The sequence below is a fragment of the Ferroacidibacillus organovorans genome (genome assembly GCF_001516615.1).
Classification (GTDB): domain Bacteria; phylum Bacillota; class Bacilli; order Alicyclobacillales; family SLC66; genus Ferroacidibacillus; species Ferroacidibacillus ferrooxidans_B.
On sequence record NZ_LPVJ01000038.1, the window covers coordinates 1 to 12,996 of the forward strand.

The 12,996-nt window shown below is 48.7% G+C and carries 13 protein-coding genes; 1 reads left to right on the forward strand and 12 read right to left on the reverse strand.

The features are described 5' to 3' along the window. Nucleotides 1-149: 149 nt before the first annotated feature. The 5 genes from ATW55_RS09450 to hpf form a co-directional block, all read right to left on the reverse strand. Nucleotides 150-1,043 carry a class I SAM-dependent methyltransferase gene (locus tag ATW55_RS09450; protein WP_067716298.1) on the reverse strand — a complete coding sequence of 298 codons (894 nt, stop codon included), beginning with the start codon at nt 1,041-1,043 and terminating at the stop codon, nt 150-152. Further along, nucleotides 1,040-2,186 (reverse strand): peptide chain release factor 2 gene (prfB, locus tag ATW55_RS09455; RefSeq protein WP_153005104.1). Its coding sequence is split into 2 segments (ribosomal slippage): nt 1,040-2,107 and nt 2,109-2,186, totalling 1,146 coding nucleotides; the frame shifts between segments, so codons are not numbered across the junction. Before prfB ends, ATW55_RS09450 begins: the two co-directional genes overlap by 4 nt. 103 nt (nt 2,187-2,289) lie before the next feature. After that, nucleotides 2,290-4,683 (reverse strand): preprotein translocase subunit SecA, encoded by a 2,394-nt coding sequence (gene secA, locus ATW55_RS09460; protein WP_162839394.1) that lies wholly within the window; start codon nt 4,681-4,683, stop codon nt 2,290-2,292. A gap of 175 nt (nt 4,684-4,858) precedes the next feature. Continuing rightward, nucleotides 4,859-5,116, reverse strand: coding sequence for a hypothetical protein (locus ATW55_RS09465; RefSeq protein ID WP_067716301.1), 258 nt, complete (start codon nt 5,114-5,116; stop codon nt 4,859-4,861). Nucleotides 5,117-5,261: 145 nt separating this feature from the next. Continuing rightward, nucleotides 5,262-5,819, reverse strand: coding sequence for a ribosome hibernation-promoting factor, HPF/YfiA family (gene hpf / locus ATW55_RS09470; protein WP_067716305.1), 558 nt, complete (start codon nt 5,817-5,819; stop codon nt 5,262-5,264). A gap of 228 nt (nt 5,820-6,047) precedes the next feature. On the opposite strand from hpf, the gene ATW55_RS09475 reads away from it, so the two are divergent. Beyond that, nucleotides 6,048-6,326, forward strand: coding sequence for a hypothetical protein (locus ATW55_RS09475; protein WP_067716309.1), 279 nt, complete (start codon nt 6,048-6,050; stop codon nt 6,324-6,326). Nucleotides 6,327-6,428: 102 nt separating this feature from the next. Here ATW55_RS09475 and ATW55_RS09480 read toward each other — a convergent pair whose 3' ends face one another. The 7 genes from ATW55_RS09480 to fliD form a co-directional block, all read right to left on the reverse strand. Further along, nucleotides 6,429-7,292 carry an FkbM family methyltransferase gene (locus tag ATW55_RS09480; RefSeq protein ID WP_082685720.1) on the reverse strand — a complete coding sequence of 288 codons (864 nt, stop codon included), beginning with the start codon at nt 7,290-7,292 and terminating at the stop codon, nt 6,429-6,431. A gap of 90 nt (nt 7,293-7,382) precedes the next feature. Beyond that, the gene (locus tag ATW55_RS09485) at nt 7,383-8,711 is read right to left on the reverse strand and encodes a flagellin (protein ID WP_067716312.1); all 1,329 of its coding nucleotides are present in this window, start codon (nt 8,709-8,711) and stop codon (nt 7,383-7,385) included. Nucleotides 8,712-8,883: 172 nt separating this feature from the next. Continuing rightward, entirely contained in the window at nt 8,884-9,255 is a 372-nt protein-coding gene (locus ATW55_RS09490; RefSeq protein WP_067716316.1) for a hypothetical protein, read from the reverse strand. 1 nt (nt 9,256) lies between these two features. Further along, nucleotides 9,257-10,609 (reverse strand): tetratricopeptide repeat protein, encoded by a 1,353-nt coding sequence (locus ATW55_RS09495; protein WP_160327214.1) that lies wholly within the window; start codon nt 10,607-10,609, stop codon nt 9,257-9,259. A gap of 37 nt (nt 10,610-10,646) precedes the next feature. Then, nucleotides 10,647-11,129, reverse strand: a complete 483-nt coding sequence (locus ATW55_RS09500; RefSeq protein ID WP_067716324.1) for a glycosyltransferase family 2 protein — start codon at nt 11,127-11,129, stop codon at nt 10,647-10,649. Then, nucleotides 11,130-11,351 carry a hypothetical protein gene (locus ATW55_RS09505; protein ID WP_153005106.1) on the reverse strand — a complete coding sequence of 74 codons (222 nt, stop codon included), beginning with the start codon at nt 11,349-11,351 and terminating at the stop codon, nt 11,130-11,132. A gap of 37 nt (nt 11,352-11,388) precedes the next feature. Then, the gene (gene fliD / locus ATW55_RS09510) at nt 11,389-12,921 is read right to left on the reverse strand and encodes a flagellar filament capping protein FliD (RefSeq protein WP_160327215.1); all 1,533 of its coding nucleotides are present in this window, start codon (nt 12,919-12,921) and stop codon (nt 11,389-11,391) included. Nucleotides 12,922-12,996: the final 75 nt, after the last annotated feature.

Genomic DNA, 12,996 nt, shown 5'->3' on the forward strand with positions numbered 1-12,996 from the left:
TTTCAAGGATCCAAGGTGCTTCATTTTGTTTCTTCTCTTGCGGTCGGCCTCGCGGCGACAAGGAGTAATATACCACCCCAGAACTCCTCTGTCAAACCATTTACCCCACTTTTTATGCAGGAATTTTTATCCATATCACAATGCCCTGATCAGCGCTTTTTCTGTCCAAAAACGGTAATTTGTCCAACGGTCTGAAACCGCGATGCCTGCCCTTCCATCCGATACGCTTCCAATGCGCGATCATAGCGCTCTGCATCCAATAACCCGCGCTCAATCACGTCGCTTCGCACTTGCTCAAACCGCGCGATGGTCAGTTGCATGGACAGATCCGAGAGACAGCCGTAGTGCGACTGGTGATCCACAAATGAGCCGATGATTTCAAGCTCCCCAAATTCCGCAAGTTCATGCGCAAGCTTGCGCCCAACCTGGCGATCACCGCCATTTTCAGTCTGCAGAGCGCGAAATGAACTGTAAAGAAGCGTGAAGGCAGAGGATTCCTCTGGATAGGAAAGCGATAGCGCCTCATCCACATCGACAAGGCAAGCCACCCCCCCAACTTTTAAGACACGCGCAATCTCTTTGGCCGCAGCGTGAGGATCCGAAAGGTGCTGAAATACAAAACGCGCCGTGACAAGATCAAACGATCCGTCAGGAAAAGAAAGTTTCTGCGCATCCCCCAATTGAAACGAAAGTTCCGACTCCGCAACAAATCCATTCGTCGCGCGGATTTTGTCACAGAGCGCCGTCGCATGGTCAATCATTTCCGGGTTTTGATCGATCCCCATCACGCGAACAGGATAGAGCGCGGCCACGTCAAACGCGAGCGCGCCAAACCCCACCCCGACATCAAGCACACTTGCGCCTTCATAAAGCGGAATTCTCCACAACAGATTGCGCCGTTCCATTCCTGTCGCAATCGTCTGTTCGAGCAACCAGCGATTCTCATCCCTATCCAGCCGTTTGCCGTATTCTGTCATCACTGCATCCACTACGCGAAAGCGCTCCGCTGCAGCACGCTCACGAAAAAGGTCGTTCTCGCTCACGAATTTCCCTCCCCGTCATCCGTTTGCGATGAGCGCCGATGCAATTGCCATCTCAGGTACGCATTGACGAATCCGTCGAGGTCGCCATCAACGACGCCCTGCGCATTGCCAACTTCATACCCCGTCCGATGATCCTTGACCATCGAATAAGGATGAAATACATACGAGCGAATTTGGCTTCCCCAGGCGATATCCTTTTGCTCACCCCGAATCGCAGCCAGCTCAGCTTCTTGCTCTTCGCGTTTGCGCTCATACAGACGCGCCGCCAGAATCTTCATCGCAACGGCCCGGTTCTGAATCTGCGACCTTTCACTCTGGCACGTCACAACCACCCCAGTCGGCAGATGGGTGATACGAACCGCAGAGTCTGTGGTATTGACATGCTGTCCTCCGGCGCCTGTGGAGCGATACGTATCCACCTTAATCTCATCCGGCCGAATATCGATCTCTACGCTGTCATCAAGTTCAGGCATCACATCGACAGACGCAAAGGACGTATGCCTACGCCCCGAACTGTCAAACGGGGAAATTCGCACAAGCCGATGAACACCTTTATCCGCTTTTAAATAGCCATATGCGTTGTATCCTTTGATCATAAGCGTCACACTCTTGACGCCCGCCTCATCCCCTGGCTGATAGTCAAGCGTCTCGATCTTATAGCCGCGACCTTCCGCCCACCGCGTATACATCCTAAGCAGTATGGACGCCCAATCCTGCGACTCCGTTCCACCCGCGCCAGGGTGAAGCTCGAAGATCGCGTTATTGTGATCATACGGGCCATCTAGCAAAAGCTCTAATTCAAACTCATCCAGCGCCGTTTTAAATTCATCCGCTTTTTTATTCGCCTCTTGAAACAGATCACTGTCATCTTCTTCTTGCGCAAGCTCAAGCGTCAACACAAGATCATCCATCCGCGCACGCATCACCGCGAAATGCTCTGCGACACCTTTGATCTGGTTGAGTTCAGCGATGATCTGCTTCGCTCCATCCGCATCATCCCAAAACGTCGGGATCGACATCTGATGCTCAAGTTGTGCTATGCGCGATGTTTTAGCAGGGATGTCAAAGAGACCTCCCGATGTCGACCAAACGTTGGTCCATAGTGGAAAGCTGTTGACGCAATTCACCAAACGTCTCTGCCATAAAAAACCGCCTCCTGATTCTATTGAAAAGACCGCAAGATACACGTGTATCCGCACGCGCATCGCGGTCGACTCTATGCAGTGCCCCACAACCGTTTGTCGTGTCAGAAAGAAGTGAAAAGCGGCTCCGGTGTTTCTGGCGGCAGATCAGGCATGCTGACTTGCGCCTTAAACACATACGTCGCGACTTCTTCTTGAATGCTGTGAATCATGTCCTCAAACATCTGGAACCCTTCCTGCTGATACGCCGTGAGCGGATCTAGTTGTCCGTATGAACGCAGGTGGATACCTTGCCTCAGCGTTTCCATCGCGTCAATGTGATCCATCCACTTCGAATCCACCGTGCGCAATAGAACGATCCGTTCAAGCTCGCGAACGAAATCGCCAAGCGTCTCTTCGCGCAGGTTATATTCAACATCCACCTGACTGTACAGAAACTCCTGAAGTTCTTCTCGCTCGAAGCGCCGCAGTTCATCTTCTGTCACTCTATGCGGAGTCAAAAACGTATGTTCCCCGTATTCGAGCAGCCCTTTTAGATCCCAATCCTCCGGAACCTGATCTTGCAGACAGTACGTCTGCAGCATAAAATCAACCAGATCCCTGCACATTCCTTCAATAATAGGGCGCAGATTCTGCTCTTGCAAAATGCGGCGGCGCTGCGTGTAAATCACTTCGCGCTGCTTGTTCATCACATCATCATATTTAAGCACGTGCTTGCGCACATCGTAATTGTTTGCCTCCACCTTACGCTGCGCGCGTTCAATCGCCTTTGAGACCATCCCGTTCTCGATCGGCTGATCCTCTTCGATGCCAAGCTTATCCATAAGACCCATGATGTTGTCAGAGCCAAAAAGCCGCATAAGATCATCTTGAAGCGACAGATAGAATTGCGAAGATCCCGGATCACCTTGACGGCCGGCGCGACCACGCAACTGATTGTCGATACGACGGCTCTCGTGACGTTCTGTGCCGATGATATGAAGGCCGCCCAGTTCAGCAACCCCTTCACCGAGATGAATGTCCGTTCCGCGTCCCGCCATGTTCGTGGCGATCGTCACCATGCCGCGCTCACCCGCATGTGAGATAATCTCCGCCTCACGCTCGTGGTGCTTTGCATTGAGTACGTGATGCGAAATGCCTTTGGCGCGAAGCATTCCTGAGAGTAACTCCGACTTTTCAATCGAGGTTGTCCCAACGAGCACCGGTTGACCTGTGCGATGTCTCGCTTCAATCTCCAGGACCGCCGCCTGAAACTTGCCTTTGACCGTTTTATAGACAACGTCCGACAAGTCTTTGCGAAGATTGGGTCGATTGGGCGGAATCGTCACAACATCCATTGCATAGATATCGACAAATTCTTGCTGTTCTGTTTTGGCAGTTCCCGTCATGCCTGAAAGCTTTTCATACATCCGGAAATAGTTTTGCAGTGTAATCGTCGCAAGCGTGCGCGATTCGTTTTGCACCTTGACGCCCTCTTTGGCCTCAATCGCTTGGTGCAGTCCGTCGCTGTAGCGCCTGCCTTGCATCATGCGCCCCGTAAACTCATCGACGATCACGACTTCTTCACCGATCACGACGTAGTCCTTGTCGCGATGCATCAACGCGTGCGCCTTGAGCGCCTGCGTAATGTGATGATTTGTGGTGATGTGAAGTGGATCGAACAAGTTCTCAAGACGGAAGTAGCGTTCTGCTTTGTGCACGCCTTGATCCGTGAGGTTGGCCGTGCGCGCCTTTTCATCAAACGTGTAATCCTCTTCGTGCACAAGCGAACGCACAAACAAATCCGCCATAAAATAAAGATCCGTCGATTTTTCGCCAGGCCCCGAAATGATCAGCGGCGTCCTTGCCTCATCAATCAAAATGCTGTCTACTTCGTCAACAATTGCGAAATGAAGCGGGCGTTGCACCATCTCTGCGGTATTCATCACCATATTGTCTCGCAGATAGTCAAACCCGAATTCCGCATTCGTGCCATACGTCACATCCGCCAGATACGCCTCTTGTTTTTCAGCGTGCGAGAGTCCATGCACATTAAGGCCCACCGTGAGTCCCATGAAACGGTGAATGCGTCCCATCCATTCGCTATCGCGACGCGCCAGATAGTCATTCGTCGTAATGACGTGGACACCTTTTCCAGTTAACGCATTTAGATAGGCAGGAAGCGTAGAGACAAGCGTCTTTCCTTCACCCGTTTTCATCTCAGCAACGCGCCCTTGATGAAGAACCATGCCACCCAGCAACTGAACGTCGAAATGGCGCATGCCAAGAACGCGCTTGCTCGCCTCGCGAACCACGGCAAATGCCTCAGGAAGCATCGCGTCGAGCCGTTCTCCCTGCTGATAGCGCATCTTAAACAGATCTGTTTGTGAGCGCAACTCATCATCCGACATCGCTTCATACGTCGGCTCAAGCGCGCGAACTTTGTCAACAATTTTCAACAATCTCTTGACTTCACGCTCATTCGAACTTCCGACAACTCGTTTAATCAGCCCGATCACGAGGGCTTCACTCCCTCCGCTGGTGTCAGCGGCGATTTGCAAAACCGCAGTCAGGACCTGTGTCCCCTAATATCGTATTGTACCTTGTACGCCTCATGGCGCGCAACCTAAAGGGAGGGGCGTTTGCCCCTCCCACTTCATTCTATTCACTAACGGCGGCCATTATTTCACGGAGTCATGGCGCCTCGCGATTTAATTCATATTCCGCGTTGCCAATCCCCAACACCAATGCAGCAATCAGCACACCCGCCCAAACCGTGTGAAACGCATGAAACAAAACTACCGCTAACAACGCAATGCAAAATGTAATAAACATCGTCAAAAGCAGTGACTGTGTGCCGAGCAATTTGCGCGCGTTCCAATAGAGAAGATGAACAACCTTCCAGACGACGAGAAAAGCGATGATCTGCAAGATCCATACAAGCAGCCCCACGCCTCTCACTCCCTTACATTACACCGTCGATCTCACACGTCCCGCACAACAACTCGCGGAAACGCCCTGTCTTTTAGATGTATGCAGGAAGCGCGTCTAGGTTTCTCGTCTCGCGCGAAACAAATCGCCCGGCATATGGCCTGTCTCACAGCGCCTGAATCAATCCGAATTGTCCATTTCGCCTACGATAGACGACACTTGTTTTTTCGTCCTCCGCATTCGCAAAGACAAAAAAGTCGTGACCGAGAAGATCCATTTGCATAATGGCTTCAGAAACATCCATCGGCTTCATGTCAAACCGTTTTACGCGCACGACATCCGGTTCATCTTCTTCCGCCAGCTCATCCATCCCGATCTGATTCACTCTCGTTTTGGCTTTTCCACCTTCTACCTTAAGGCGACGACTCACCTTTTGACCCATGCGATGTCGATACTTCTCCAATTGTTTTTCAAGTTTATCCATCACCAAATCGACTGACGCATACATGTCATCCGACCGCTCTTCCGCCCTGAGCAAAGCTTGTCCCAACGGGATCATGACTTCGACGGTATGAACACCTCTTGTAACACTCATCGTAACTGACACATCGTGAACTTGCGAAGCCTCAAGATAGCGCTCCATGCGCCCCATCTTTTTCTCAACGTACTGCTTGAGCGCTGGCGTGACGTCCAAATGATGATCACCACGAATCTGAATGTTCATACGCTAACCTCCCTGTGGAAGATGCCTTCATTATACCACCGCCCACCCCCCGCGCAACTTTTATCAAAATTATCTGTAAAAATATAAAATCTATAACAATGCGTAAGTAACTCCTTCATACATAGAGTTTTTTGATTTCAACCAAAATAATGCAACAATCACCTTATCAACCACCTTATAAAAATGCTATAGTAAATCGAAAATAGCGAATTATACAGAGGTGTCCCTATGACAATGATTCCTGCGAGTCATTCATCTTTGGCAACTCCTAGAACGCATGCAGCAAGCCAGTACTCCGCACCCAATTCGTCGCACTCCAAGCAGATTAATCCTTCGGATCAGGAAAAAAACAAATCAGCACAACGTGCCACTGCAGCAAAAAAGGAATACGAGGCTCAACTCAAAAAGGACTATCAGAAATTGCAAAAATCGATCGCCGAAGATGCATACGTAATTGATCTAGGGCCTTTGGCAAAGCAGGTCATAAAACACATCATTTCAAAATAGATCCTGAAACATCGCCCCCATCCACAAAGCACCACATGGAGTATGTGGTGCTTTGTCCTCAAGGCCAACAGACGATTCAGATGTATTTAAAGCATGTCTCATTTAGCGTAATCGTTGTTCATTTTGCAATAGCGTCATATAATGATTCACAGTCCCCTCTGAAAGCCCGCCAAGGCGTTCTGCCGCAAGAATACATCGTACAGAGAGATCATAAGAGCGATAGAGATGGTGCGCGAGATATGCAAGCCTTTTCCACTGAACGACCGTCATATTTTCCTCCTTCATAAAATCGCGGACATAGATCATGTCACCTTCTAAAAGTTGATTCATGGGTCGCGTCGGATCTCCGTTGACAATCATGGGAGAGATCGGCCAATATTTGAGTGCCGCCATCGCGTGCGGCACAAACCCTTGTGCACGAAGTTCAAGATCAAGAACCCCAAAAGACGGTTGTTGTTCATAAAGCGGCATAAACGAGATTTCTGTATGGATCATGACCACGTTTTCCATCTGCTTTGGAGAAGATTGAAACACGGTCAATTCTCCGCCTTGAATATCGATTTTAAGATAATCTATACGTTCGATCTCAGTGACATCATCAAGTCGTTTCGTATCCACTTCAAAAACCTGTTCTACCTGCCCTAATCCTAAAAAACCATTAAATAGTGCAAGTCGAGATGGATCTGGCTTTAATGTACTTGTCATCCCCGACCCATGACATACATAAAGGTTCGCTCGCTGCCCATTTCCAATTACATACGGCAAATACTCCTCATATTCACTTTTCCTTTGATTCAATAATGCACGCGCTGTTTCTTGCGGCTCAAAACCAACCAAGCGGCAATGACCGTGGCGGAGCATTTCCTTATAAGGTGCGTCACCATCAATTGGGTTGGCCCCAACATCAACGAGGCATACCTTGTCGTTCATTTCAAGTAATGAATAAAGCAAATCAGAAGAACGCATAGAAATCCTTCTTTCTTAATTCTGGTCTCACTTTTATTCGACAAAAAACAGGACTTCCCTTTTGAGAGAAGTCCTGAACATCGAAGATGATTACTGAATCAACTTGAGAATCGCACCCGGTTGCTGTTGTGCCTGTGCGAGCATCGAGAGACCCACCTGTTGTAGGACTTGATCTTGGCTAAACTGCGTGTACGTTTGCGCCATGTTCGTCTCTGTGATCGTGCTTTGTGCGTTTTGCAGGTTTTGCGAGGCGTTGTTTAAGTTCGAGACCGTATAGTTAAGACGATCTTGCACCGCACCAATTTGCGCCTGATAGGTCGAGAGCTGGCTGATCGCACTTTGAATTTTTGTAATCGCATCTTGCGCGCCAGATTGCGTCATAACGTTTAGCGCAATGGCATTGTTTTGCGCTTGGAAGCCGTTGGCCGCACTTCCACTATACGACTTGGTTCCAGACGTTGAAACGCTATCGATCTGCGTGTAGGAGCCTGCCGCATTTCCAGAAGCCACCGTCAAGAGGCTCGATAGTGTTCCAAGCGTGAGTTGAAGCGTCGCGCCGGTATTCGTATCTCCAATGGTAACCGTCGATCCTGAAGTGACACCCGCCGTAAGCGAGACAGCCGAGCCGATTTTCGTACCGTTTGCCGTTTCAAGTTGCAAGCTGTAACCGGTAATTGTACCTGCTGTTGTGCTATTTGCACCCGCTGCCACCGATGCGGTCATCACAAGTTGTAGACTCATACCGCCTTGCAAAAGGCTGTTCGAGGAAGTGGTAATGCCTGTCACGATCGATGCAGGTGTTGTTACTTGAGTGATCGAAGAATTTGTACCCGTTCCAGTTCCCGCGGTGTCCGCCGCGCTCGCAAGCGCGCTACCTGCTACGCCCAGGTTGTTGACGTCCGTTGCATTGATCGAGAAAGAAAGGGTTTGCCCTTGATCCGCTCCAACCTGAAGCGTGAGCTGGTTGCCGGACGCTGAAGTATTGAGCGAACTGAACTGGCCCGACAACAAATTAATGCCGTTATACTGCGTTTGATTCGTGATCGAGTTGACTTGAGCCGAAAGCGAGTTCATTTCAAGTTGAAGGTTCGCTCGGTTGGAGAAGGTGAGGCCGGCGTTGGACGCTTCATTGGCCAGCGTTGACATGCTCTGGAGGATCGATTGCACTTGGTTCATGCCGCCCGAGGCCGTTTGAATCAAGCTGATCCCGTTTTGCCCGTTTTGCGATGCTTGATTTAATCCGTTAATCTGCGAGGTCATTTGTTGCGAAATCGCGTAACCCGCGGGATCGTTCGCAGCAGAGTTGATTCGGTTTCCCGTTGAAAGCTGTTGGTATGCCGTCGATGTCTCGCTGTTGACGTTCGACAAGTTATTCAAAATCGATTGTGCGCTGGAATTGAAATTAATTCCGAAGTTCATTCAAAGCACCCTTTCTTGTGGTCTCATACTAAAGAACGGTTAAACTCGATTTTTTTTGCATGCTAAACACATGGTTTTTATCTTTTTTTGTGGATTTTTGTCATAAAAGAAAAGAGTCTCGTGGTGAGACTCTTTTACTCGCTAAACATATCTTTGGTTGTGACTCTACGTTTTAACCCATTGCTTCTGCAGGAATTTTTTCCCATGTGGTCGCCCACGACATCATGGTCGAGACCATCGTATCATACACGTCTTGTTCAATGGTTCCGCTTGTAATCCATAAAATGCACTTTCCTAAAAAATAACGAAACGTTGCATCCGTTTTTTGTCCCGCCTCTGTTTTAGTATCAAGAGACGAGATCAAAAAGATGAGAATTTCTTTGAAATCCTCTATACTTTGCCGAGCTTGGTCCTGCGTGGTCGGGTCAGAAAATTGATCATACGCTGTTTTGCACAAATACGCGGCGCGCGCGTGCAAGGCTGATAACTGCTTTGGAAAAGGCATCGTTTGAATCATCGTTTGGTTTTTAAGGTAGGGATTCATACTATTGATTGCCTCCTAGTGCGTAAAAAACTTGTTTATGATCGATCTCACCAAAAAGTGCGCGCTTGGCATCAAGCAAAAGTCTTGATTGCGGAAAGGCTTCAATAGCTTGCAAAAGCGTTTTTTTCGCCTCGTCACCCTTTCCTTTTTGCAAGAGCAAATCAGCCCTCACAATTCGCGAATACACCGTCACGCCATCCTTTTCTGCACACTCAATGTGCGTTAACCCTTTTTCAGTTTCGCGGTTATAAAAGGCGCGGTGCGCAAGATGCGCCTGTTCCATTGGTGTATCACCCGACCACAACACATCACTTAAATGGGCTTCAAAGGGCGTGTGATAAAGCATTGGCCAAATGTCCATCAGATCATCACAATGCGGCAAGATCCGTTTTAAGAGATCATAGGCACGAAACCCAATCAAGTCCCACACGATGTTTTTTAACCCACAGTGAAATTCTGTCCCATCGTTCAAAAACGTGAGGGTCTGGAGCAAAAAGGCGCCTTTGGCTCCACCCCGTTTTAAATGCGCTTCACCATCCTCACCGCGCACAATCGAACAAAGTCCGTTGATCCATTCCCGCTCTTCTTCTGAGGTATCCTTGCTAAACGTTTTTTCCCCTTGACTCATCACGTTCTTTGCAAATTCAAAAAGAACATGCTTTCCAAACCGGTTTTCAAATTCCGCAATTTCGCGCTCTACGTTCTGCCCTTTGATGGCTTGGAGTGCCGCCCACTCACCCGCAGATTTTACATCACAGATGCGTTCAAGCAACATGGCCTGCCCTTCTTGCGGAACCCGATAGGAAAGAAGGGCCATCACTTTGCTGTCAAACGGCTGCATGAAAAAAGAACGCAGCGCCGATTCGGTCGCACTTTGCGCATCCTCCATAAAACTGTAGACGCGCGCCAGTTCTGTATACGATAAAAAGCTACCCGCACCTTCAGTAAACTCAATCATAGAATACTTTGGATCACCATGTTTAATCGCTTCAAAAAGAATGTTTTGGGCGGATAAGAATCGCTTTTGTTTGATCTCGTATTGCGCAAAACGAAGTCGAAAATCGGTATGCTCCGGAAACAGCCGAATCGCTTCTTGATAGACTGTACACGCTTCTTCACGATCCTCAAGGCTTAATAAATAAAGTGAATAAATACGGCTTGAAAAAATAGGTTTCTTCTTTGTAGCGTGTAAAATTGTGAGCGATCGTTTTCCAAGTCTTCTCGCTTCGTCCAGTTCACCGACAACCAAGTGTTCTGCCATCAAGTTTGAGAGGTGAAAAAGATTGTTGGGGTCGTTTTCAAGTTCTTGATACAAAAGCTCGCGGTTTCGGTTGGTCTTCCCCTTTCGTAACATGAAATCTTGAAGATATCCGACATGATGAAAATCAAGATCAAAAAAAAGCGACAGGTTTTTTTGTGCGTTCAACGGAAAGCGAAATTTGTTCGTGAATGCTTCCCTCATAGCGATGATACGATCGAAAAATCCGCATGACATTAAGAGGCAAGACGGATCGAATTTCAGAGAGCTGCCCCAGATAGTTTCGTTGACGGATCATAAGCGCTTCCGGACGATTTGTTTCAAGAAACGTTCGAAGACCTTCTTTTTGTTTCTCATCAAGGTATTCGTCCGCGTCAATCACAAGCGCATATTCTCCTGAAGCAAGATCAAGCGATGCGTTTCGCGCGTGTGAAAAATCGCCATCCCAATCAAAATGAGTAACCATCGCGCCATGATCACGCGCAATCTTTATCGTATCATCCGTTGATCCTGTATCGACTACGATGATTTCATCGACGACACCGCGGAGTGATGAAAGACAACGATCAAGCGTTAACGCTTCATTTTTGACAATCAAGCACGCAGATAAAAGCACTCAAACATTTCCCCCTTGGCTGTAGGCGAGTTTCGCCTTGCGTGTGGCTATAAGCGTTTGGAGTTGTTCTTTCTTTTCTTCAATCGCGCACTGTAAAAGAGATTCCATCGCCAAAAGTTTCTCATACGCCCGATGCAATTCTTCCTCACTCATCGACAAAGCGTCCATCTGAACGGTTCGTGAAAGTTCATTTGAATCGATTACCAGTCGATCCAAGTCCACATTGATCCCTCGCGATTCAAATCAATTTTTGTTCGAATTAAGGTATTGAAGAACCGCTTGATGAAGAGGAACTACTACTCGATGCACTCGTCCCACCATTGATCAAAGCCAAAATGCTTTGTGCCGAACTCTGATTGTTTGCAAGTGCCGTATTGAGCGCATTGAGTTGAGAGGTAAATGTTGCGACCTGTTGGTTAATTTCATTTGTGACTTGCGTAATATACGCGTTCGTTTGCTTGATCTGCGCGGCGAGCGACGTCTGTTCGGAGGAGATTGTTCCAAGATTACTTCCGTGTCCCACAAAAACATTCAGCGCGTTTTGCACAGCGCCCAGTACGCCACTCGTTGGGATGCCTGTGTTCGCAGGTGTTTGAATGACCCCAAACAGATTCTCAAGCGCCGTTGGATTTTGATTGAGTAGATTCGTAAATGTCGTTTGCCCATCCGTTAAACTCACATTTGGCGCGCTTGTGGTTGTCCCGCTCGATGTCGTCACAGAAAATCCGCTTGTCGATTGAAATTCCAAATGCCCCGTTGTCGGATCAAGCACAATCCCCGCTTGCGCAAGGTTTGTCAGCGTCCCGCTTCCACCAATGGACTGCATGATCGCTTGCGGAAGCATTTGTAACGCGCTTTGTGCCGTGGCATCTGTGGCTAAAGGACCGAGTGTACCCGGCGATCCGTTTGTCCCTTTCGTATACGTGGAATCATTTTTGATTAGATCCACCACATCGTTATATGCGCTCATAAACTGATTGACTGCAGAAAGCGTCCCTTGCGTGTTTGCTGTTACACTGAGAGTCCCAGATCCCGTATTGTTCGCAGTCACACTGATCCCTGGCGCAATATCGGTAAAGGTGTTTGTCTGCGAAGAAATGGAGATGCCATCAAGCGTTGCAGTGGCGTTGCTTGCGGCAACAATCATCGATTCGCCAAGACCTGCTGCAACCACGGTTCCTGACACATCCGCAAGCGTAAATCCTGCGTTTGAACCCGTCTGCCGACTGCTCATGGTCAGTTGATAGGAGCCGTTGTTTTGAATGATTCCGGCAATTACGCCACTTTGCGCCTGATTGATCGCTGAAACAAGTGCATCAAGCGATTCGCCTGATGTCACGTTAATCGTGGTCGCGGTTCCACTCGTCGGTGTGATCGTAAAACTTCCGGACGCGAGCGTGGACGTACCCGATTCACTGGATTGCGTGACACTCCCTACATCAAGCTGGCCTGTCGCGAGACTCGTAATGTTCATCTGATACGTCCCGGGAACCGCCCCGATCCCCGCCGAGACCGTCACGCCTGACACGTTGATGGATGCGTTAACCTGATTCCACGTTCCAGCCCCAGTGAGGGTTTGAACCGCCGATTGGAGTGTCAATAGTGCACTTTGAAGGCTCGATAGCGCGCCTGACTGTGCTTGATAACCGCTGATTTCTTGGTTTGGAATCGTCAAAAGTTGCGTTTCTAATACGCTTTGCATCTGTGTTGCGTATTGTGACACCGGAACGCCAATGCCACCCGCATTGGGAATGGAGTTCAGCTGGTTTAAAAGACCGCCAGGCATGCTCATATGAAAATCCCCCTTTTTGGTTTTTTTCTTTGCTTTCTTTCGTTTCTTTACAGGGATCTTCCGCTTGCCCATCTG

What these genes read in the sequence shown, in the direction of transcription:
- hpf (WP_067716305.1), bottom strand. Translation starts at nt 5,819, where the DNA reads ATGAACATTCAGATTCGTGGTGATCATCATTTGGACGTCACGCCAGCG.
- ATW55_RS09475 (WP_067716309.1), top strand. Translation starts at nt 6,048, where the DNA reads ATGACAATGATTCCTGCGAGTCATTCATCTTTGGCAACTCCTAGAACG.
- ATW55_RS09480 (WP_082685720.1), bottom strand. Translation starts at nt 7,292, where the DNA reads ATGCGTTCTTCTGATTTGCTTTATTCATTACTTGAAATGAACGACAAG.
- fliD (WP_160327215.1), bottom strand. Translation starts at nt 12,921, where the DNA reads ATGAGCATGCCTGGCGGTCTTTTAAACCAGCTGAACTCCATTCCCAAT.
- ATW55_RS09490 (WP_067716316.1), bottom strand. Translation starts at nt 9,255, where the DNA reads ATGAATCCCTACCTTAAAAACCAAACGATGATTCAAACGATGCCTTTT.
- ATW55_RS09495 (WP_160327214.1), bottom strand. Translation starts at nt 10,609, where the DNA reads ATGTTACGAAAGGGGAAGACCAACCGAAACCGCGAGCTTTTGTATCAA.
- ATW55_RS09485 (WP_067716312.1), bottom strand. Translation starts at nt 8,711, where the DNA reads ATGAACTTCGGAATTAATTTCAATTCCAGCGCACAATCGATTTTGAAT.